The 22,489-nt window shown below is 41.4% G+C and carries 17 protein-coding genes and 1 tRNA gene; 9 read left to right on the forward strand and 9 right to left on the reverse strand.

All coding sequences use genetic code 11. The annotated features are described in order from the left end of the window. Nucleotides 1–128: 128 nt before the first annotated feature. The 5 genes from ACM0OY_RS04430 to ACM0OY_RS04450 form a co-directional block, all read right to left on the reverse strand. Nucleotides 129–1,112, reverse strand: a complete 984-nt coding sequence (locus tag ACM0OY_RS04430) for an alpha-ketoacid dehydrogenase subunit beta (RefSeq protein WP_414567674.1) — start codon at nt 1,110–1,112, stop codon at nt 129–131. Nucleotides 1,113–1,782: 670 nt separating this feature from the next. Further along, nucleotides 1,783–2,073, reverse strand: a complete 291-nt coding sequence (locus ACM0OY_RS04435; RefSeq protein ID WP_414567675.1) for a helix-turn-helix domain-containing protein — start codon at nt 2,071–2,073, stop codon at nt 1,783–1,785. A gap of 527 nt (nt 2,074–2,600) precedes the next feature. Then, nucleotides 2,601–3,581, reverse strand: coding sequence for a porphobilinogen synthase (gene hemB, locus ACM0OY_RS04440; RefSeq protein WP_414567676.1), 981 nt, complete (start codon nt 3,579–3,581; stop codon nt 2,601–2,603). Between the two features lie 97 nt (nt 3,582–3,678). Then, entirely contained in the window at nt 3,679–3,882 is a 204-nt protein-coding gene (locus ACM0OY_RS04445) for a hypothetical protein (protein ID WP_414567677.1), read from the reverse strand. 186 nt (nt 3,883–4,068) lie between these two features. Next, on the reverse strand, nt 4,069–4,428 hold the full coding sequence (locus tag ACM0OY_RS04450; protein WP_414567678.1) for a DUF4870 domain-containing protein: 360 nt from the start codon (nt 4,426–4,428) through the stop codon (nt 4,069–4,071). 125 nt (nt 4,429–4,553) lie between these two features. Between ACM0OY_RS04450 and prfC the strand changes: the two genes are divergently transcribed. The 5 genes from prfC (at nt 4,554) to ACM0OY_RS04475 (ending at nt 14,434) form a co-directional block, all read left to right on the forward strand. After that, nucleotides 4,554–6,182, forward strand: a complete 1,629-nt coding sequence (gene prfC, locus ACM0OY_RS04455; RefSeq protein ID WP_414567679.1) for a peptide chain release factor 3 — start codon at nt 4,554–4,556, stop codon at nt 6,180–6,182. A gap of 138 nt (nt 6,183–6,320) precedes the next feature. Further along, on the forward strand, nt 6,321–8,561 hold the full coding sequence (locus tag ACM0OY_RS04460; protein ID WP_414567680.1) for a M48 family metalloprotease: 2,241 nt from the start codon (nt 6,321–6,323) through the stop codon (nt 8,559–8,561). A 636-nt stretch (nt 8,562–9,197) separates the two neighbouring features. Then, the gene (locus ACM0OY_RS04465) at nt 9,198–9,695 is read left to right on the forward strand and encodes an RNA recognition motif domain-containing protein (protein ID WP_414567681.1); all 498 of its coding nucleotides are present in this window, start codon (nt 9,198–9,200) and stop codon (nt 9,693–9,695) included. A gap of 1,458 nt (nt 9,696–11,153) precedes the next feature. Continuing rightward, nucleotides 11,154–12,482: a glycosyltransferase family 4 protein gene (locus ACM0OY_RS04470; RefSeq protein ID WP_414567682.1), complete on the forward strand. Its 1,329-nt coding sequence runs from the start codon at nt 11,154–11,156 to the stop codon at nt 12,480–12,482. Between the two features lie 218 nt (nt 12,483–12,700). Continuing rightward, entirely contained in the window at nt 12,701–14,434 is a 1,734-nt protein-coding gene (locus ACM0OY_RS04475; RefSeq protein ID WP_414567683.1) for an NFACT family protein, read from the forward strand. Between the two features lie 712 nt (nt 14,435–15,146). Here ACM0OY_RS04475 and ACM0OY_RS04480 read toward each other — a convergent pair. Further along, nucleotides 15,147–16,769 carry an iron uptake porin gene (locus tag ACM0OY_RS04480; protein ID WP_414567684.1) on the reverse strand — a complete coding sequence of 541 codons (1,623 nt, stop codon included), beginning with the start codon at nt 16,767–16,769 and terminating at the stop codon, nt 15,147–15,149. A gap of 145 nt (nt 16,770–16,914) precedes the next feature. Between ACM0OY_RS04480 and ACM0OY_RS04485 the strand changes: the two genes are divergently transcribed. Continuing rightward, nucleotides 16,915–17,103, forward strand: coding sequence for a hypothetical protein (locus ACM0OY_RS04485; RefSeq protein ID WP_414567685.1), 189 nt, complete (start codon nt 16,915–16,917; stop codon nt 17,101–17,103). A 68-nt stretch (nt 17,104–17,171) separates the two neighbouring features. After that, a complete protein-coding gene (locus tag ACM0OY_RS04490; RefSeq protein WP_414567735.1) occupies nt 17,172–17,948 on the forward strand; it encodes an ABC transporter ATP-binding protein in 777 nt (258 codons plus the stop codon). Nucleotides 17,949–18,036: 88 nt separating this feature from the next. Here ACM0OY_RS04490 and ACM0OY_RS04495 read toward each other — a convergent pair whose 3' ends face one another. The 3 genes from ACM0OY_RS04495 to ACM0OY_RS04505 all read right to left on the reverse strand — a co-directional run bounded on the left by ACM0OY_RS04495 (nt 18,037) and on the right by ACM0OY_RS04505 (nt 21,188). Then, nucleotides 18,037–18,666, reverse strand: coding sequence for a hypothetical protein (locus ACM0OY_RS04495; RefSeq protein ID WP_414567686.1), 630 nt, complete (start codon nt 18,664–18,666; stop codon nt 18,037–18,039). Between the two features lie 379 nt (nt 18,667–19,045). Beyond that, nucleotides 19,046–19,714 (reverse strand): DUF1003 domain-containing protein, encoded by a 669-nt coding sequence (locus tag ACM0OY_RS04500; protein ID WP_414567687.1) that lies wholly within the window; start codon nt 19,712–19,714, stop codon nt 19,046–19,048. A 244-nt stretch (nt 19,715–19,958) separates the two neighbouring features. Then, nucleotides 19,959–21,188, reverse strand: coding sequence for a tetratricopeptide repeat protein (locus ACM0OY_RS04505; RefSeq protein WP_414567736.1), 1,230 nt, complete (start codon nt 21,186–21,188; stop codon nt 19,959–19,961). Between the two features lie 341 nt (nt 21,189–21,529). Here ACM0OY_RS04505 and ACM0OY_RS04510 point away from each other — a divergent pair, with 341 nt between their 5' ends. Together ACM0OY_RS04510 and ACM0OY_RS04515 are read left to right on the forward strand one after the other, a co-directional pair. Then, nucleotides 21,530–22,120, forward strand: coding sequence for a chromophore lyase CpcT/CpeT (locus ACM0OY_RS04510; RefSeq protein ID WP_414567688.1), 591 nt, complete (start codon nt 21,530–21,532; stop codon nt 22,118–22,120). Between the two features lie 289 nt (nt 22,121–22,409). After that, nucleotides 22,410–22,481: transfer RNA gene (locus ACM0OY_RS04515), tRNA-Cys, on the forward strand. The last annotated feature ends 8 nt before the right edge of the window (nt 22,482–22,489 follow it).

Consider the following 22,489-nt stretch of genomic DNA (forward strand, 5'->3'; position numbering starts at 1 on the left):
TGGGCATGGGGCATGGGGAAAGGGAAAGGGGAAAAGGGGAAAGATTAAATTTATTCCTTTTCCCTTTTCCTTCTCCCTTTTCCCTTTAACCTTTTCCCCTGCCTCCCCTGCTCCTCTGCCCCTCTACCCTAGACTCGCAAAGCTACCATTTTTTCCACAGCTTCGACTATTTGCTCTGGTTGAACAATTGTTAGTCTTTCCAGATTGCCGTTGTAAGGCGTGGGGATATCTTGGGAAGAAAGCCGCAGTACTGGTGCATCCAATTCATCGAATAAGCGATCGTTAATTGAAGCGATGACTTCTGCTCCTATACCCGCAGTTCGCATGGATTCTTCCACAACAATGACTTTATGGGTTTTTCTTACTGATGCACCAATGGTATCAAAATCTAATGGTTTGAGGGATATTAAATCAATAACTTCTGGATCGTATCCTTGTTTTTCAAGGGTTTTTACTGCTTGCAGCACATGATGGCGCATCCGAGAATAAGTAATAATTGTGACATCTTTCCCTTGACGCACAAGTTCTGCTTTATCCAAAGGGAGCAGGTATTCTTCTTCTGGTAAGTCTTCTTTCAAGTTGTAAAGTAGAACGTGTTCAAAGAACAATACTGGGTTATCATCGCGGATAGCGGATTTTAGTAGTCCTTTAGCGTTTCTGGGTGTGGAACAGGCAACAATCTTCAACCCAGGAACAGCTTGGAAGTAGGTTTCTAGTCGCTGGGAATGTTCAGCTCCTAGCTGCCGTCCCACACCTCCGGGACCGCGAATTACCATCGGAATTTTGAAGTTACCGCCAGAAGTATAGCGCAGCATCCCAGCGTTATTGGATATTTGATTAAACGCTAGGAGTAAGAAGCCCATATTCATACCTTCGATGATGGGGCGCAACCCAGTCATAGCTGCTCCTACTGCCAAACCGGTAAAGCTGTTTTCGGCGATGGGGGTGTCTAGAATTCGGAGGTCGCCATACTTTTGGTACAGGTCTTTGGTAACTTTGTAGGAACCGCCGTAATGTCCTACGTCTTCACCGAGAACAAATACGCTGGAGTCACGCGCCATTTCTTCATCAATGGCTTCACGCAAGGCGTTGAAGAATAGTGTTTCTGCCATTTAGACCTTTAGTACGATTATGGTTTTAGAATTTTATCGTGTGGCTGTGGCAAATACCGTGAGCGATCGCACTAGTTAGAGTTTGGGTTGTTTAAACGAACCGCCCCAGGCATAAACCCTAAGAATTGCTAAAAAGTTTCTTTGTTGATTGTTTGTGATTTTTCATCTCCCATGCTGTCTGTTTAATTGCTATTTTCCCGCTAAGCAGGGACTAATCGCCGAGACAACTATATCAAAATTGTTACCCAACTCAACATTTTAGGTAAATATACGGTAGCATGTGTCTCGAAAACCAACCATCAAACAGACCGGAGAACAGTGCTGATTTTTGCTCATCAGACCTGATAAATCTTGTCAACCAAGATAAAAATCCTCTCTTTCCAGCAGTGGTAGAAGCGGAACTCTGTTCACTGGAGCAAAATCAAACGTCAAACTTTAACTCTATAACAGAGGCACAATGAGTAGCTGATGGTCAAATGCCTGACTGTTACTGGGTTACCATCAGCTTAAGACACCAATAACTGAGAAAAATTACGTTACCAAGACATTTAGCGAACCTTAGATTAGGAGTTGCAAATCAATAAATCTACATTCCTAAGTTAGATTTTATAGCTTTTTTCAAGTCTCTACACCAAACAACAGACATACTCAACTTTCACTGAGCAAGTTATCAGCTACAAACAGGGGAATCAGTTACTTGAGATACTTGAGTGTCTGGAAAGCGTCTCGGTCTACCTGGTTTGCGTTTATGTCGCTGATTAATTGACTTTTCACTTGCCGCTGCCAACTCTTCAGGTGTACATTTGAACAGACGCAAAGTATCTAAATACTTTTTTGGCGTCATTGTAGGTTCAGTACGCCCAGCTTCCCAGTTCCGAACACTAGTTTCGCTGATTGCAAGCCTGAAGGCAACCTCCGCACGGCTAAGACCAGCACGCTCTCTCAGGACTTGCATATCCATATCCCATGCTCTCCTCGGAAATATTGAAATCTTTTATTAAATCAATTGACATTAAATGGCAATTGAGAAAAATTTATTAACTATCTTCTTTTATAAGCGATCGCGTCCCCCTGTTGCAAACGCGTGAATCTCATATTTATGTATTATTACGTAGATAATATACATAACACGTGATGAAGTAACAACGATAAATTAACTATATCTAGAAGTAGAGAATTGGTATTACTACGTATATTCTCAATAATTTCAATAGTGGCTTTTATTTGGGTAAGGGCAGCCTTAAAATTACCTTGTCTCGTTCTGTAACTGCAATATTGTAAAGCGTTTCAGCTCTGGTCTTCGATACTAGCGAAAATACAAAAATCTCACACCCAGATATAGAAACGCCAAAAACTCTGCGCCTCTGTGTTGGAAAGTTCTGATGTATTCGACAAGCCGCCCTCTGGGCGTCTACGGAGGTTTCTTCCGCTCAGACTTTCCGCTGCGCCTCTGTGTGAGATTTCTAAATTCTTATTCAATCGCCCACATTACTTTAACCATCGCGCTGCATCTTTAGCATGATAAGTCAAAATCAAATCTGCCCCAGCGCGTTTAAACCCAGTTAAAGTTTCCAAAACCACTCGTTCCTCATCCACCCAACCATTCAGAGCAGCAGCTTTAATCATTGAATACTCACCAGAAACATTGTAAGCCGCAACTGGTAAATTACTTGCTTCCTTCACCCGCCAGATAATGTCCATATATGCCAAAGCTGGCTTGACCATGAGCATATCGGCACCTTCAGCAATATCCAATTCAATTTCTTTGATTGCTTCGCGACTATTACCTGGGTCCATTTGGTAAGTTCTTCTGTCTCCAAATTGCGGCGTCGAGTCTGCTGCATCCCGAAATGGGCCATAATAAGCCGAAGCATACTTAGCAGCATAAGACAAAATTGGCGTGTCTTGGAATCCAGCTTCATCCAAACCCTGACGAATTGCTTGTACAAAACCATCCATCATTCCCGAAGGGGCGATGATATCCGCACCGGCATTTGCTTGGGAAACTGCGGTTTTTTTCAACAATTCCAAAGTTGGATCGTTTAAAACCCGTCCTGTCAAATCACCAACTTGCAAATAACCACAGTGTCCGTGACTGGTATACTCACACAAACAAGTATCAGCAACGACAATCAAATCTGGTACTGCTGCTTTTACCGCAGTTGCAGCTTTTTGGACAATACCGCAATCATGCCAAGCGCCAGTAGCATCTACATCCTTATCAGCGGGAATACCAAATAAAATGATGGCAGGAATTCCTAAGTCATAAACTTCTTTCGCTTCTTCGACAATTTTATCTACCGAAAGCTGGTAGACTCCTGGCATCGATTTCACCTCGTTAGCGATTCCTTCACCCGGTACGGCAAATAGTGGGTAAATGAAATCGCTGGTTGTCAAAACAGTTTCACGAACCATCCGGCGCAGTTGGGGATGGGTACGCAGGCGGCGGGGGCGATGTGTAGGAAACATAAAATTTTATGAAGAAAAACAACGCAATGGACACAAAACAAAGCGTCACAAAAGCAGGGGAAAAGTTTCCTGCCATCAGACAGACTACAAAAAGTGCTTAACTGACATTTGCCCTACCTGAATCAAGCTGTAGGGCAATTTTGTATTTTACAGCTTGGTTGACATCTATCTGACGAATTAGAAAAACAATATAACAAACGGGTATTGGGTATTGGGCACTTGTACTAAGCGACTTGTGCTGAGCATAGCCGAAGTAGCGCAGTCGAAGTAATGAAGTCGAGTAAGCCGAAGTATTGTGCATGGGACACTGGGCATTGTATCTATAAAACAATAAACAATTCCAAATTCACAATTGAAATTTGTCAGACTCTCTGTTGGCAAAATTCTGGCTATTAGTTGTGTACAAACTAATAGCCCAACAGCAATATAAAAAATAAGCGACAACAATTACCAATGTCCTATGCCTTATGCCTATAGATAATTGATGCTAAAACACTCGGAAAATAAAGGGATAGCGGAAGGGTGTATCAGGATTGCTAAAAACTTTGGTGATTGCCCAAATCGTTAGTCCCCAATGTAACAAATAGCCAATACCTGCTAGTGGTCCCAGTAACAATAGTGGTAAGACCAACCAACCGAGGAGGAAAAACAGCACTCCTAGAATCGCTCCATAGAACCAGACATTAAAGTGAAAATTGATGGATTCTTTGGCGTTTTCTTTAACAATAGGATCGTCAGATACGAGCAGTATGGCAATAGGTATACCTACAGATATAACAGCCGTGCTTAAAAAAATGGCTCCATGAGACAAGGCGGATAAAAGCTTTCGCTTGTCTGTGTCGTACATTCTTTTCTCCTAATTTAGTCAGATTGTTGGTTATATTACGACCCTATCACGAGCATCGTTGTCTTAAGATTAAAAGACTTGCCAAAGTCGAAAAAAATTAAGTTAAGTTACAAACAAATACAGTTATGTCAATTGAACTTGAGTCTGAACTCGATCGCGCAGTTGAACTTCGCCGCAACTTCGCAATTATATCTCACCCTGATGCTGGTAAAACTACACTGACAGAAAAGCTACTGCTATACGGAGGTGCAATTCACGAAGCTGGGGCGGTCAAGGCGCGACGGGCACAGCGCAAAGCCACGTCAGACTGGATGGCCATGGAACAACAACGGGGTATTTCCATTACTTCCACGGTGTTGCAATTTGCATATCGAGACTGTCAAATCAATTTATTAGACACGCCAGGACACCAAGATTTCAGTGAAGATACTTATCGTACCCTTGCCGCCGCCGATAATGCAGTGATGCTGATTGATGTGGCAAAAGGTTTAGAACCCCAAACCCGCAAGTTGTTTGAAGTATGTAAGTTAAGGGGTATCCCGATTTTTACATTTGTCAACAAGCTCGATCGCCCAGGAAGAGAACCTCTAGAGTTGTTGGATGAAATTGAGCAAGAATTGAAGTTGGAAACTTATGCGGTAAACTGGCCGATCGGCATGGGGGATCGCTTTAAAGGTGTCTTTGACCGACACAAGCAACAAATTCACCTGTTTGAACGCAGTGCCCACGGTAGCCGAGAAGCCCGTGATACGATAATTGAATTAGGTGATCCGAGAATAGAACAACTGTTAGAACAAGACCTGTACTATCAACTGAAAAACGATCTAGAACTGTTAGAAGGAGTTGGACCAGAGCTAGATTTGCAGTTGGTACACGAAGGCAAAATGACGCCAGTGTTCTTTGGTAGCGCCATGACAAATTTTGGGGTAGAGTTATTCCTCAAGTACTTCCTAGACTATGCCCTCAAACCCGGTTCCCATGTCAGCAGTGTTGGCGAAGTTGCGCCCACATACCCAGAGTTTTCTGGGTTTGTGTTCAAACTGCAAGCAAACATGGACCCGAAACACCGCGATCGCGTCGCATTTGTCCGGGTCTGCACTGGTAAGTTTGAAAAAGATATGATGGTGAATCACGCTCGCACTGGTAAACTTGTCCGTCTCTCCCGTCCGCAAAAACTGTTTGCTCAGGAGAGGGAATCGATTGATGAAGCTTATCCTGGCGATGTGATCGGTTTGAACAATCCCGGTGTTTTTGCGATCGGGGATACAATTTACACGGGGCAAAAGCTCGAATATGAAGGAATTCCGTATTTTTCGCCGGAACTGTTTGCAACTCTCAGGAACCCCAACCCCTCCAAGTTTAAGCAATTCCAAAAAGGTGTTGCGGAATTACGCGAAGAAGGTGCTGTGCAAATTATGTATTCAACTGATGAAGCCAAACGCGATCCAATTTTAGCCGCGGTGGGTCAGTTGCAGTTTGAAGTGGTGCAATTTCGCTTACAAAATGAGTATGGCGTAGAAACCATACTGGATTTATTACCCTACAGTGTCGCCCGTTGGGTTGAAGGTGGTTGGGAAGCATTAAATAAAGTGGGACGTTTATTCAATACCACTACAGTCAAAGATAGTATGGGACGCCCAGTGTTGCTATTCCGGAATGAATGGAATTGCCAACAATTAGAGGGTGACCATCCAGAGTTGAAATTAAGCGCGATCGCCCCAGTATTTTCTAGTCAACAACCAGTGGAGGAATGAAGAAGAATTCTGACTCCAGACTCCTGAATTCTTTCACAGGTAGACTTAGCTGGGACACGTTGATTTCCACGGCATCTGAGGTTCGCGCTTTTGCCCAGACGTGGATCGTTTAGAAGAGATTGGAGTGCCAGAATCTGTATGCCTTCACATGCCAAATCGTCTTTGGAGGCTGGTTTAGTTGCCCTCAAGCAGGGAAATTACCAAACAGCGATCGCTCACTTAGAACCTCTTGCTAGCAGTGAAAGTAATGCCACTGCTAACTTACAAGCAAGGGTTGGTTTAGTGATGGCTTATGCCCGCACTGGCGAAGTCTCTAAAGCGATCGCCTTTTGCCAAAATCTCATTGAGAGCAACAATCCCCAAGTTCAAGAGTGGGCAAAACGCGCTCTCGAACATTTGACAAAACGTCAAAAACCTGAACCAGAATCAAAAAATGTCGAAACTGGATTTGTTGCTTTTGAAAATTCACCCCCAGATACTCCTAAATCAGAGGAGAAACCAAAAGACGAAGTAACAGAAATTAACAACCAAAACATCCCACAAATGGTGCCATTAGCTAAACCGAAAGCTACTGTCATACCACCACCTCCGCCGCCGCCCCTTAATGGCTTTATGGGTTCTGTCACCCGCACCCAAGCCAAACTATTCGGTGTTATTTATTGGCGACAAGCGCAACGCGCTAAGGCATGGCAACCCCTACGTAAGCCAAAATCACTCCCCTTGCGGCTGCTGGCTGCGGGAACATTCATGGCCCTGTTTTGGGTGATGCGAGAAATCCTCAAGTTAGTATTGGGATTCATTAACCACGCTTTAGTGAAGCTTCCCTATGTAGAGCCATTACAGTTTTTATACAACGACCCGACACAATTTTTGCTAATAGTGTTGGTGATTTTAATGGGGGTATCACCTTGGTTGCTGGATCTGTTACTGGCAAACTTGTATGGTCAACGAGAACTTACGAAAGATGTATTGAACGGCCATAGTCGGGAAACTGTTCGGGTGTTACAACGTTGTTGTCAACAACGACATTGGCCGTTACCCAAACTGCGAATTTTGCCAATGGCTGCGCCAATTATTCTCACCTACGGTAGTTTACCACGGAACGCAAGGATTGTAGTCAGTAAAGGGCTGTTAGAACAACTAACAGATGATGAAATTGCCATTATTTATGCCACCCAGCTAGGGCATATTGCTCAGTGGGATTTTGTTGTCATGTCTTTGGTATTGCTGGTGACACTACCAATTTATAAGGTATATCAGGAGGTATCAAAGTTGGGTGACAGCATATCAGGAAAAATTTGGCGCTGGCCGGTGACAATTGTAGCTAGTTTGATTTATGGAGTTTGGTGTTTGCTGACTGGGACTACATTGTGGTTGTCGCAGTTGCGACTTTATTATAGCGATCGCACCGCAGCGGAAATTACTGGTAATCCTAATGCTTTGATTCGTGCCTTGCTGAAAATTGCCATTGGAATTGCGACTGATATCGAAAAACAAGAACACACCAGTTGGCAGTTGGAAAGCTTAAATATCGTCGCACCAATCAGTTACCACCAGAGTCTTTCTTTAGGCACTATTGCTAGTCATCTTTCTTTTGAATCCTTTTTGAAGTGGGATATTGTCAATCCCTATCGCCGATGGTTTACGATTAATAATAGCCATCCTCTGGTAGGCGATCGCATCGAACGCCTCTGCCAAATAGCCCGTCACTGGCATCTAGACACGGAATTACATTTCCCTAACGAACAACCATTAAAAGTTAAGCCTCAGCCTTTCTTATTACAAATCGCTCCTTGGTTGGGAGTTCCTCTGGGAGTTCTGTTTGCAGGTTTGGTGTGGCTAGCGTGGCAATTAGCATTCGCCCTCAAATTTTTAAATCTCAAGTGGATTTATGAGGATTGGTCTTTCATCACAGGTTGCCTTTTGATTGGCTTTAGCATCGGGACAGTGATCCGGATTAATTCTTTCTTTCCTGATATTAAGCCTGCCACTGTGCAAACTGATGACTGCCTGCCCAATTTGTTAGCCGACCCCTCTGCCTTACCCATTGATAGCATTAGCGTGCGTCTTGTAGGCAAATTATTAGGTCGTCAAGGTATTAGCAACTCCCTAGCCCAAGATTTAATATTACAATCAAGCGCGGGCTTAGTGAAATTACATCATGTTTCTTGGCTGGGACAGTCAGTTAATCACCAGGATTTGATTGGTCGGCAAATTATCGTCACAGGTTGGTTCCGCCGAGGAGCGACACCTTGGATCGATATCCAAACCCTAGAAACTCAAAGTGGGAAAACCATTCATAGCCCTCATCCAATTTGGTCTACTGCTTTAGCAGTTGCAGCCCAAGCTTGGGGTGCATACGTTTTTCTTACTGGTTAGTCATTGGTCATTTGCAAAGGACAAAGGACAAAAGACAAATGACGAACCAAAATGTAAACAAAAGTTGCAGGTTTTATCCCAAAGTGTTACATTTATTTACACAAACAATAGCAACCGACATAACTCAGCCTCATAGCTTTGTGATGAATTCGGATGCTTTTTCCCCCTCCATACCATATTCATCCTCCCAACACAGCAGCAAATTAACCAGCCAGTGGCTGGTTTTTGTTTCCAAAAATTCCGCCTTGAATAAAATATGTATTTTATGTTACGATGTGATAATACTAAAGTCGAAAATGTGTGCGCTAAACTAGCTAGGTAGAAAATACCGTGGTAATGTAAAGGATGGTATTTTATTCTGCGAAAAAGGGCATTAAAGAAAGCGCGTACTTTGGCAGATAGTAGGCTATTAAATTTACAATTCTTAGAATTAAGGTGTTATTAGCTCATCGTAGTGTGGGCTTTCGGATTAAATAAGCTTGATCCCAACGAAAAACTGTATTGTATAGGTTGATAGTTTGGAGCAAAAAAATTGGTTGGTGGCAGTCTTTCTTAATAGCATCTATTTTAAAAGCCAAAGCCAAGTGATGGTTTTCTCACCTTGCCATGTTCATTCATCTGTTGGAGGTATAGTTCATGTCCGTTCGCCTATATATAGGTAATTTGCCCAAAGAAGAAATTGATCGTCAAGATCTACAAGCAGTGTTCGCAGCTGAAGGTGATGCTGTAACTACTAAATTAATTAAAGACCGGAAAACCGGCAAATGTCGTGGTTTTGGTTTTCTGACGGTCAACAATGACGAACAAGCTGACCAAATAATTGAAAAGTATAATGGTCAGATGTTTAAAGACACTCCCATCAAGCTAGAGAAGGCATTACCTCGTACAAAGGGTGAGGAGGGCGAGGAGCAAGCTCCTAAAGCAGTTAATGTTGCCAGTAGTAACCCTACTCCTAGCGCTAACAAAGAAAGCCGTCGTGAGAAAGGCTCTAAGAAGCCTCGTCGTGGCGGTGGTGGTGGCGGTTCTCGTGAAAGTAGCACAACTACAGAATCAGACGCTATTCGTCCAGATCCCCGTTGGGCTTCTGAATTAGAAAAGCTCAAGCAGATGCTAGCTGCACAAACCACAAATTAATCTTCAAGGGAGAAAAATTAAAAATTAAAAATCAGAATTACTTTTTTGATTTTTAATTTTTAATTGTCGATTGTTATCTAGCTGCTTGCAGGTATTTTTGTAAGCCCTACAGTGCAAAGCCAACTTTGAGCCTGCCTTTTGGATCTTAGATTTACCTATACTTATTACTGAGAGACAGCTTGCCCAGCCGTATCGAAACTACCAGTTACAGTCCAGGCCTGCTATTTCAAGCATACAGCGAAAATACTGCTAAAGCACCGCTAAAATATAGCTACTATCTATATTTATAATTTTAAAGCTCGCTACAAAATTTTTCAAACAACCTCTTAGACTGAAGATCCTAAGACTGCTTAGGATAACCCAACAATTAACGCTTAATATTGGATTTGATTTCATATCATACAGGATCTTGCTACAAGCCAAAAGTATTAGATTTTAAATAGATCTTCCACTTCTATCTTTCACACAGCAAAAGGCATACACGAAAACTCCTTCGGTTAGTAAAACTGGAGGAGTTAAATTTTTTGTCATTTTTTTCTAAATCAACGTAAATCGGACGGCTCATATAGTATGCGTTTAGCTGAATAAAAAGACCTCTCCCTGGTTTTACTACGCAAAACTATCCGTCTTTGAGTCAGAAACGGACACACTTGAACTAAAGTTCAAAGCAGGGAGAGGTTCGTCGAATTCACGTTAAATCATGACTCAGCGTCTAGGTTAGGAGAAAGATAGCAACTAGCTTACGAATTCCAATCCTTTGATGTTTTTGCTTGCAAATTCGAGATATTTCCAACGTAGAATCAAGTTTTCTTGTTGGTTAATGACAAATGCTACTGAGTATAAAAATTACATAACCTAGAGTTACATTAATTTTCAATTAAATTCAAATAAACTCAACTTAAAGGAATTAGAAACCAAAACTCAATATTTATAAATCTCCTAACTCTGTAAATTTCTAGATTGGAGCCGATTAAAATCAAATTCGATCAAAGTATAAAAAAATATTTAATTTTGAACATATATAATTTTGAATTAAGTGGGACTCTCTCTATAAGCTTTGCATAAAAGGTATTTTAACTATCGCACTATCAGATAAAATATTTACTTGCTGAGTATTTAAAGTATAAAAAAGTGCGTAAATCAAAATTATAGACGTATAAATAATGAAGCTATCTAATTAATACGTGTATTGATGGAATTAGTTTTTCATTAACAAGACAAAGAATAGAATTTCATCTATCAGAAGTATTAGATATAAATATAGCCATTTATATAAAAAAGAATTAAATACATATACTTAATCTAAAAGTATACTTCTGGCAGAAGATGTAAAAAAATATTAGATATATTAAATTAAAATCAATATTAATCAAGGTTCTTAAATAATTCAGGGAAGCGTGCTATATACGCCAACCTGGAATCAACTAAAACTTTGTTACAATCCGCAACACACAAACTATGAACTCTACCACCGAAAAACGTATTGCCTTGATTTCCGTCCACGGAGACCCGGCGATTGAAATAGGGAAAGAAGAAGCTGGGGGACAAAATGTTTACGTGCGCCATGTGGGTGAAGCCCTAGCCAAGCTAGGATGGGAAGTTGATATGTTTACCCGCAAGGTCAGTCTGGAGCAAGACTCGATGGTTCAACATAGCGAGAATTGTCGAACTATTCGTTTAAAAGCAGGTCCCCTGGAGTTTGTGCCACGAGATGATATTTTTGGATATTTGCCGGAATTTGTGGAGAATTTCCTCAAGTTCCAAGTAAAAAATGGTATTAAGTACCAGTTAGTTCACACTAACTACTGGCTTTCTAGTTGGGTAGGAATGGAGTTAAAGAAAATCCAAGAACTTAAACAGGTTCACACCTACCACTCTTTAGGAGCAGTGAAATATAACACGATAGATAATATTCCATTGATTGCCAGTCAGCGATTGGCAGTGGAAAAAGAAGTGCTGGAGACAGCAGAACGAATTGTAGCGACGAGTCCGCAAGAAAATCAACATATGCGATCGCTCGTTTCTAAGAAAGGTAATATCGATATCATTCCCTGCGGTACAGATATTCAGCGATTTGGTTCCATTGGACGTGACGCAGCCAGATTGGAATTGGGAATCGATCAAAAAGCCAAAGTTGTATTGTATGTCGGTCGTTTTGACCCACGCAAAGGTATAGAAACCTTAGTGCGTGCAGTTAATCAATCTCAACTACGAGACTCCAACAACCTCCAGCTAATTATTGGTGGTGGTAGCACTCCAGGTAACAGCGACGGAATTGAACGTGATCGCATTGAGCAAATTGTCAACGAATTAGGGATGACTGACCTTACCATCCTTCCCGGTCGTTTAAGTCAAGATATTTTGCCAACTTATTACGCAGCCGCTGATGTTTGCGTTGTTCCCAGTCACTACGAACCCTTTGGACTTGTGGCGATTGAAGCTATGGCCAGTGGTACACCAGTGGTGGCAAGTGATGTCGGTGGACTTCAGTTTACTGTAGTTAACGAACAAACCGGTTTATTAGCACCAGCGCAAGATGTAGACGCTTTTGCAAATGCGATCGATAGAATTCTGTTGAATCCACAATGGCGAGATCAATTGGGTAAAGCTGGTAGAAAGCGCGTTGAAACTAAGTTTAGTTGGGATGGCGTCGCCAATCAATTGGGCGAACTCTACAATGAAATTTTGGGACAAACACTCAAACAACCAGAACCAGCATTACTTACTACCAAAGAACCAGCATTACTCAGCACCAAAGAACCAGAACCAGCATTACTCACCACATGATCTAATAACCTTCTTTGGTAATAGGTACTCAGGGAATGAGTAACACATAAATAATCAATAGTAGGGTGGTACAGCTGTGCCACCCTACTATATATATGTAATGCGTTAAATCTTCGAGACTACTAAAAACTTTTACCGCTTTTCATATCATGCCAGTCTGAACTAGACACGATAGCATATACTGGGCATCGATGTTTGAAGGTTAATAATTCATTTTTGTGCAACCAGTTGACTTTACCACCCTAAAAGCTGCTTGTAGCGAACTACGCACGAACTGGCTACCCTCACGGACAGAGCAAGTTTACCAACGCGATCGCTACACTATTGTCATAGCATTACGCACCTTGAAACAGCGGGGTTGGCTAGAGATTTCTTGGCACCCTCAAGCTGCACATATTTGCATCGGCGATCCGCCACCGCGAATTCCCGATACCTTCACCTTCAGTCAACAACTCATACACCAATTGGGTGGTTTGGCTTTAGTGGCAATTGAAGCGATCGCTCCTTGGGAACGCGTTATTGATTTACAATTTGCTCGGCGTCCTGGAGAAACTGCCCTCTATCACGTGTATGTGGAAGTTATGGGCAAATATAGCAACGTCATTCTCACCGACGCTAGCAATATAATAATCACAGCTGCCCATCAAGTCAGTCAGCAACAATCTAGTGTCCGTCCCATCCAAACCGGACAACCTTACGAAACACCACCGAAACTTACTGGGACTATCCCTAATTTGAGTGAATCTCAAGAACGTTGGCAAGAACGGGTAAGTTTAGTACCAGGAGCAATCAAGCGGCAATTACTCAAAAGTTATAGTGGTTTAAGTGCTGCACTGTTAGAAACAATGTTATTAGCAGCAAATATCCCATCAGAAACATCTACCGATACCCTCAAATCTGAAGATTGGCAAAGGTTGTTTGAGCGTTGGCAAGAATGGCTACAAGCATTGGATTCGAGTAAATTTCAACCCGCTTGGACAAAAGATGGCTACACAGTAATGGGTTGGGGTGGAGTCAAAAGCGTCAAAAATACCCAAGAATTACTCAACCGTTACTACACTGACCAACTCAATCAACAGTTATTTTCCCAATTGCGCCATCAATTGAGTCAGAAATTGAATAATATTTTGGGGAAATTACGCAACAAAGCTCAAACCTTTAAAACACGCTTGCAGCAATCAGATCGAGCCGATGAATATCGGCAAAAAGCTGATTTATTAATGGCTCACCTGCAAAACTGGGAACCGGGAATGAAAGAGATAATTATCCCAGATTTTGAGAGTAATGAGCCAGTAGCGATCGCTCTCCAACCAGATAAAAATGCCGTCCAAAATGCCCAAGGTCTTTACAAACAGCACCAAAAACTCAAACGCGCTCGTTCTGCTGTGGAACCGCTACTTTTAGAAGTGCAGACAGAAATTGACTATTTAGAGCAAGTAGAAGCTGCGATCGCTCAGATAGACAACTACCAAACAGCAGAAGATTTACAAGCTTTAGAAGAAATCCGGGAAGAACTCATCGGGCAAAAGTATCTAGAAGATCCAGAATACCGCAACCGCAGCAGCAATGAAGCCGCCAGCAGCAACTTTCATCGTTACCATACTCCCAGCGGCTTTGAAGTATTAATCGGTCGCAACAATCGCCAAAATGACCAATTAACTTTTCGTGTAGCTGGGGATTATGACCTCTGGTTCCACGCTCAAGAAATTCCGGGTAGCCATGTATTACTACGTCTAAAACCCGGTGCTGTTGCAGAAGAAGCTGATTTGCAATTTGTAGCTAATCTTGCCGCTTACTACAGTCGCGCCCGTCAGAGTGATCAAGTACCAGTTGTATACACTCAGCTAAAACACGTCTACAAACCCAAAGGAGCAAAACCGGGAATTGCCATTTACAAGCAAGAGAGTATCGTTTGGGGAAAACCACAATTAGTTATTGGGCATGGGGCATAGGGCATGGGGCAAACAGAGAGTGTGTCTTCCCCACACTTCCCCATCTCCTCATCTCCCCCTGCCTCCCCTGCTTCTCCACTCCCCACTTCCCACTCCCCTCCTCTACCCTGCGTTATAGCGAATTCTCCTTATAGATAGAAGCTTTTAAACTTTGCTTATATCTTTTTTTGATGAAATTTCCTAAAAAATCTGTGTTGGCTGTTACAATATTGTTAAGAAAAGTTGCCCGTTGCATTTTAGGAACGCGCAATTGGGTTTTAACTCTCTTGAGAAGACAACGCGAAAAAAAATTTTTGAGACCAGCTGTGGGAGGCTGGTCTTTTTGTTATTATCAGCAAACTTTTTCTTGGGTTTTGGTGAGATGAAGTAGTGGTTCATTTTTCAAACGTAAATCAAAGGCGGCTCAAAATTAACCGTAATGCTATAGGATTTCCAAAAATCTTTGCAACATACAAATCGGCTGGGCGTAAAGCTGTACGCCCCTACCTCTGTATCAGGTATTTTGTGAGATAGTATTTACGTGGACTTCAATGAAAATATTAAATTTTTACTCGCTTACCGCCATAAAATTACTTATCTCTTCCTTTGTGTTCTTTGCGGTTGTTTAAAAAAATTGGCTATTCTTTGAGCGGGAAAAGAGTAATTTTGAGATTGCACACAAAAGAAAAGATGCAAACTTATCCTTTGCATCTTTCTTGTAAGATTTTCAAAATTAGAAACTGAATGTGGTTCTCAAGGCACCAATAACAACATCATCATTATCATTGTTGTGATCTGGGGATGTTAGCCAAATGACTCCTGGGGTAATGGTGATATTATCACTGAGCTTATATTGGTAAAATGCTTCCAAATGATAGGATGTATCCTCATCTCTAGCTAATCCTACGAGGCTAGAACTTGTGACTTTAGGTTCTACACCCGCAATAATACCTGCTAAGCTACCTTTTGTACCGAGGTCGGGGAAGCCAAGGGTAACAGCATAGTTCCAAATGTCAACGTCTCCACGGTTTCCTCTCAAGCTTCGGCTGTTAGTGTATCCAACCCAACCACCTAAAACTATGTTCTCAGTAATACCAATGGATGCTTGCACACCGTAAGAATTACTAGAAAATCCTACTTCTTCTTCTGCTAAACCCTGGATAGCTGCTATATCTTGGAAGGTTGCTGCATTGCTACCTGTGGCTAGTGGTTGGTTGTAAGAATTGATGTAAGTTAAACCAAGAGAAATGCGATCGTTTGGTTGAACTGTCAACTGTGCCAAGGCACCATAAGAACCATTGAACAAACCATTATTGGGTGTAGGGTCATTAGCTGTACCACTTAAGTACCCTAAACTTAGTGCTAATTTATCAGTAAACTCGTATGTTAATCCTAACCCCGCGCCACCTATCTGAGTATAAATTGGGTTGCGTGTACCAAAGGTAGACAAAGCACCAAAGGCACCATCACCGTCAAAGAGATTCACAGTACTGGTCAGATCATCTGCTGCACCTCCATTGGCAATTGCAATCACCTGTGTCTTTTTACCCAACGGAAATTTGTAAAACAGTGCATCGATCGCAGCAGTAGTGGTACCATCCTCACCAGCAAAGAATAAATTGCCCTCTGGTGTACCAATGTCAGGGCTGAGAATATTATTCGCTTGGATTCTAGTGAACAGCGTATCTTGCCCTGTGAAGCTGGTAACAAGTTCTATCCGCGCCCGTACGCCTAAAGTTGTATTTTCCTCTGTAATTTCTGCACCATTGACTGTGTTTCCTGACAAAACATCGCTGACAACGGCAACAACTTGTCCTTGCAGTTTGGTTGTCGTAGAAAATTGATTGGCTTCCAATTCAGCTGTCCGTGCTTCTACTGCATCCACACGACCCCGGAGTGTCGCTAGTTCAGCGGAAAACTCTTCTTGCAGTTTTTGTAATGTGGCTAAATCTTCTTTGCTAACTAAATCACCAGTGGCTGTAGCAATTAGTTCATTAACGCGATCTAGACAAGCATTCAAACCAGCAGCAAACTCATACCGCGTCAGTGCCCGATTACCACGATAAGTGCTATTTGGGTATCCTGCAATACAACCATAGCGTTCTACCAGCGACTGCAACGCTTGGAAAGCCCAATCTGTAGTTTGCACATCTGACAACTGAGATACTGAGGTAACTTGGCCCGTTGTGTTATTTTGAGCTATGTTTTGAACTTTGATGTTTGGACTGGCCAAAACTTGCGGTTGATTGATTTCGGAAGTGCCGGATATTTCACCTGCAAATCCAGCAGTACTAAGAAATAGCATTGCACTGCACACTGCTGGACTAACTAGCAGATACTTACAAACTTTTTGCATTTTTCTCCTCACACTTATCTACAATTCGCACTCACACCGCGCTTTTTTGAAAGCACATTTTATTAAAAACTTGTCAGTAATCTTATCAGAAGTATGCAACCTTTTTAAGAAATTGTGTCAATAAATCCTAATTTTAGCAACCGCCATGACCGAAACACAAAAGGATACAAGCCCCATTATTTATTTATGGAGAAGAAAAAAATGTATTTTGAGACGCACGGCGCGAGAAATACGGCGTCCTTACAGCTTTACGCTGCAACCACAGGCTCATCGTGTTGCGGCTGATGTTGAAGAGTTTACGTCCCTTTGTCACCCCGTCAGGAGTTGGAGTTGATGAGTCGAAAGAGTTATGCTTCTGTAAAAATGGTATTTACTACACCTTTAATTGTTGAATTTCAGCAAATGCCACTCGAATTGCAAAATCTGACAGGCGGTTACACCACAGTACCAATTGTCCAAAACATTAACCTCAGTCTGCAAACAGGAGAATGGTTGAGTTTAGTTGGTGCTAATGGCTCAGGTAAGTCTACTTTACTTAAATTACTGAGTCGCATTCTTTCTCCACAGCAGGGAACAGTGCTACTTGACGGTAAAGCAATTCATTCTCAGCCCCCAAATATAATTGCACAGAAACTAGCATTATTGCCGCAACAACAAATAGTTCCTGTTGGCTTGACAGTGCGACAATTAGTAAGTTTAGGACGCACGCCACATCAATCTTGGTGGCAATGGGAATTAAATGCTGAAGATTGGCTAAAAGTCGAAGTTGCAATTCAAAAAACGCAATTAGAAAAATTAAGCGATCGCTTAGTCGAGCAACTTTCAGGTGGTGAAAGACAACGAGCTTTTTTAGCTTTAGCATTAGCGCAAGAACCAAAAGTTTTATTATTAGATGAACCTACAACTTTTCTCGATGTCAACTATCAGTTACAACTATTGGAATTACTTAAAGAACTGAATCAGCATCAGGAATTAACTATTATCACAGTTTTACACGAGCTGAATTTAGCTGCACGGTATAGCTCTCGCATTGCATTATTAAAACAAGGCCATATTTGGGAAGTTGGTACGCCTGAAGAAGTGATGACACCAAATGCGATCGCACAAGTTTTCGGCGTAGAATCAGTGATTATTCAGACACCTATCGGACTACAGGTTTGTGCTATTTCTGCTATATAAAATAATTATCATCGGCTAAGCTTAGAATCATAAAAACCCCTCTCAACAATTAGCGAGAGGGGTTTGAAGTTTTCAGCAGTAAATAATCTTAATCCTCAATGGGTGCATTCGGAATCGCAGCATCAATATCAGCTTGCGACAAATTGGGAATCAACCAGTTCGGGTCACCTGCTTTCAACACTTTGGCAGGAGTAACGTTAAATTCAACAGTACCTGTTTGTGGATTAGTCTTAGCTACTAGCTGAGTTCCATCTACAACTTTAATAGCTAAGGGTTCCGTCAATTCTTGGGCATCCGCAGCTATACCACCTACCTTGCTTCCAATGGGTAGGTAAACACCATCACAGTCCCACTCATTTTCTGTAATTTGACCATTTCCCAAAAAGTAGAGGGTATTTCCTTGGGAAGCTTTTTTGGGTTTGTGAGCATAGATGGCTAAGGTTTTACCAGTTTCATTGCGGCATTGTGCCCAGTTTCGTGCTGTCTCTAAAATATACTTTTGTAGCTTCAATTCACCTAATTTTTGCTGAATTTGCTCTGGTGTATATTCAGATTGATCGGGTGTATCTTTGATTTGTAAGAGATTATTAATCCGTTGAGTTACGTCGATATAATCGGGACTAATAGTTAGGTTCGGCCTGTCAGCCCAAGAAGGTTGGGTAATTATCAAATTAACTAGAAATACTAAAGCAATTAGAGCAGTTTTGAAAAGTTTCACTTTCATTCTCCTTTTGAGGATTACAAAATATTTTCAACATTGAGAATTGTACTATATTGGGTAAAAAATTCAAAACTTCAAATACTAAAAATTTCTCAGAACAAATTTATTTTTGGAACAAATCTCAAATCCAAAATATACAATTTTTACCTCAAGCCTCTACCTAAAAAGTCGTAACGCACACAAGACAGCTATGGGGTCAATCTAAAATCTCAAATCTAAGATTTTTGTTTCTGATGAAGCAGCTTCATCTAAATACTCTTTTTGTTCCAGATCCTGAATGCAGAGTCTAAATTTAAGCTTGAAATGTATAGAGTAAATAAAGTAGATTTAGACTTTCTTGCTATTGGGATCATGAAAAAGTATTTGTGATTCACTGTTATTGACGAATCAGCTTTTCAACAACTTTATTATTTTCCCCAAGTTGTTGCTCATCAAGAAAGAGTTTATTACTGGAAGTTTCTTTGGTAAATTTGGCATTACTTTGGGTGTGCAGCGCTGGTAATACACTTAATTTAACTTCTTTAGTATCTTTGGAAGTAGGCACTAAAATTATTTTCAGTTCGCTGAGAACTCGGTGTTGCTCTTTAATTATTTGAGTTAGTTCGTTGAGTTGTTGAGTGTGTATCTCATCCAATTTTTCATGGAGTAATTCAATATTTTGCCCAGACCTCAAATTGACATTGTGGTCAATTTCAGCATTTTTGCGATCGGTATCAGACTGGCGATTTTGACTCATCAAAACGATGGGTGCCGTGTACGCTGAGGCAAATGAAAATACTAAATTGAGCATCATGAATGGTGATTCATCCCAGTGGGGAACCCCAGGCATTAAGTTCAGACTAACCCATCCTGCCAAAACGGTACTTTGTCCAATAAGAAACCCCCAAGAACCCACTTGTGCTGCAAATTTATCAGCAAGGCGTTGTCCAAAAGTCAGTTCTTGAGTGGAAATCTCTTGTGCTGCTGGTTGTATTTCTACAATTTGAGGCTTTTGAGCTACTTTTGCAGCAACTGTGTTGGACGATACTGTTTTTAATGTATTCATGTTGCACCTCTTGGCGTCATTTGAGTCTGTGTTTATCCTGATGACTTTTAATGTACGGTGCTTAAACGATAGGAGCAAATATTGTTTATTTTTAAAACGATAAATAAAATTTATTAAAAGTTTTAAACTGCCCTAAGGCAGATTGCTAAAGGCGCAGAGTGTCTAAACTCTTGGATTTTGCTATTGCTCAACCCAACCTACTTTTGTTTTTAACCCAGGTATTCCTTCATAAATAGCCCCTAAGTTAAAAATTTGCTTTCGGCAGTTTTTTAATTTGCTCAGTAAAGTATGCTTCTTGGTGTTTGAGTTGTTGCGCCAGTTCTAAACCTTTTTGAAAAGCTGTTAGTGCTTGGGGATATTCTTTGCGTTCTAAATACAATTGCCCAATTTGGTCATAAGCTTGCATCACCGCGTAAAAGTTGGCGGCCTGCGTCTGTGTATCTACGAGAATTTGGCTAGCCTCTAAAGCCTCATCTATTTGTCCTTGAGAACGGTACAGGCTAATTATCTTCTGCAAAGCTTCACCAGCACGAACGAACTCCTGCAATTGCCAAGCACTGGTATAAGCTTCTTGATAATTTTCAAAAGCCTCTACTAGGAAATTAGGATCTGTCTTCCCCAGAGATTCATAATCTGAGGCGATCGCTAGCTTTAATTCTGGTATTTTAATTAGATTATTTTCCTTAATGTAAATTTCTGCTAACTTGTTAAGTGCATTTAATGACTGCTGTGGTTGTTCTGTCTGTGCGTAGATCTCAGCCAATTGTTGCAGATATACTATCTCATTTGCAGATTCCCCTTGGGAAATGGCTAAACTCAACAATTCCTCGTAGATTGGTGCAGCTTGGCGATAATCAAACCAACTCAGATGCAGTTCTCCAATCGTCTTGAGAGTTTCTACTAATGCTACAGTGTCTTTTTGTTGTCTGACTGCTAGCAAAACTTGTTCATAAGCTTGTACAGCCTGTTTAGGCGATCGCACATTTTGATAAGCTTGACCTAGCAATCGCCATAGTTCTAAATCAATTTCGCTAGATTTTTTCTGGGATTGGGTTTGCTTTTGAATTGCTTGTAATCGTTGAGTAATATAAACTATTTCTTGGCGATCGTTTTGATTCCAAGCGATCGCACCAACTCGTGATAATGCTTGTACTTCCTCTAAAGAACCTAAAAAGCGCCGTAAGCGGAGTTCTCGGTTCCAAATTTCAAACGCCGCCACTTCATCCCCTGCTTGCAGTTTCGCCGCAGCTTCTTGGTTTAATCGATCTAATGCTGGTTCTAATTTTAGCCGTTCTTCGAGAGTTAACGGCTTTTTGTCCTTGGGCGATCGTGGTAAAAGTGGATCGGCTGTAGTGAATTCTAGCGGATTAGGAGGAAATTCATCCGGTGGGTTGGGCTTTTTACTTTCTGCTAGCGTCAAAGAACTGCTAAAAAATATACTGGCAATAACAATAACAATTAACCGCTGTAGCATAGTAACTTTACCTTGTTGCATATAGAATTGGGCATAGGACATAGGGCGTTGGGCATTGGTATTTACAGCATATTTCAGGAAAATAAGGTAGAAACTTTAAGAACAAATCCATATCTCAATAGAGTTTTAACACTCTTACCTATTCCCTATTCCCTGTTCCTGCTGTATGTTAATGTCCCATAAGTTACGTATTCCCTGCTTTTAAGCCTGCCAACTTGTTTGACGCATAAAATACTAACAATTATCCCTATTTTCTATCACCCACTCCCCATTCCCTATTACCATTACCAAGGTCTACAATACTTGGAGATAATTTTTAAACAACTAGTCAATCGTCTGTAATGACTCATTCTACTGATATCGCCACCTTAGCCCGCTGGATGGCAGCTGACTTTAGTAATCAAGAACAAGCCTTTGAAAATCCCCCTTTTTATGCTCACATTCGTGTTTGTATCCGTCCCTTACCTTTGGAATTGTTCTCAGGGGTAAGTTTGTTTCTCGAACAAGCTTATGATTTTATGCTCAATCAACCCTACCGAATGCGTGTGATGAACTTGATTGAAGCAGAAAACCACATTGCTATCGAACACTATACAGTTAAGGAAGAACAAAAATTTTACGGCGCATCCCGTGACCCCGAACGCCTAAAAGACTTATCCCTTGACCAGTTAGAAAAAATGCCAGGTTGCAATATGGTTGTAGAGTGGACAGGTCACAGTTTCCAAGGTAGGGTCGAACCTGGTAAAGGCTGTATTGTGGTTCGTGATGGTAAAAATACTTATCTTGATAACAAATTTGAGATCGACGATAAAGAATTTTTCAGTCTCGACCGGGGAAGGGACTTAGACACCGATGAACGTGTGTGGGGTTCTATAGCTGGACCATTTCACTTTCTCCGTTGGAATAATTTTGCTGATGAAGTGAAGGTGTAGCAAGCGAGGAGTGAGGAGTGAGGAATTAAAACTCATAACTCATGACTCGTTTAATATCCTATAGCAGTTGCTATGGCATACCCGCCCGCGGTGGGCGATCGCACAGTCATAATTCGATGACAACGACTAACTGAGTATTTTAAAAACTGTACTGTATTGGTAAATCCATGATGTATTTGTTGCACCCAGCTAGCATACAATTTCTGACCTAGTAAGAAGCTCAAAAAATTATTCAGTCAGAGGGTGGCAATTTAGATAAAATATTGGTAATATAATAACTTGTGGGTCTGGCGACATAGCCAAGTGGTAAGGCAGAGGTCTGCAAAACCTCCATCCCCCGGTTCAAATCCGGGTGTCGCCTTAAGGCTT

It is taken from the genome of Nostoc sp. CCY 9925, from assembly GCF_963920935.1.
Taxonomy (GTDB): domain Bacteria; phylum Cyanobacteriota; class Cyanobacteriia; order Cyanobacteriales; family Nostocaceae; genus Nostoc.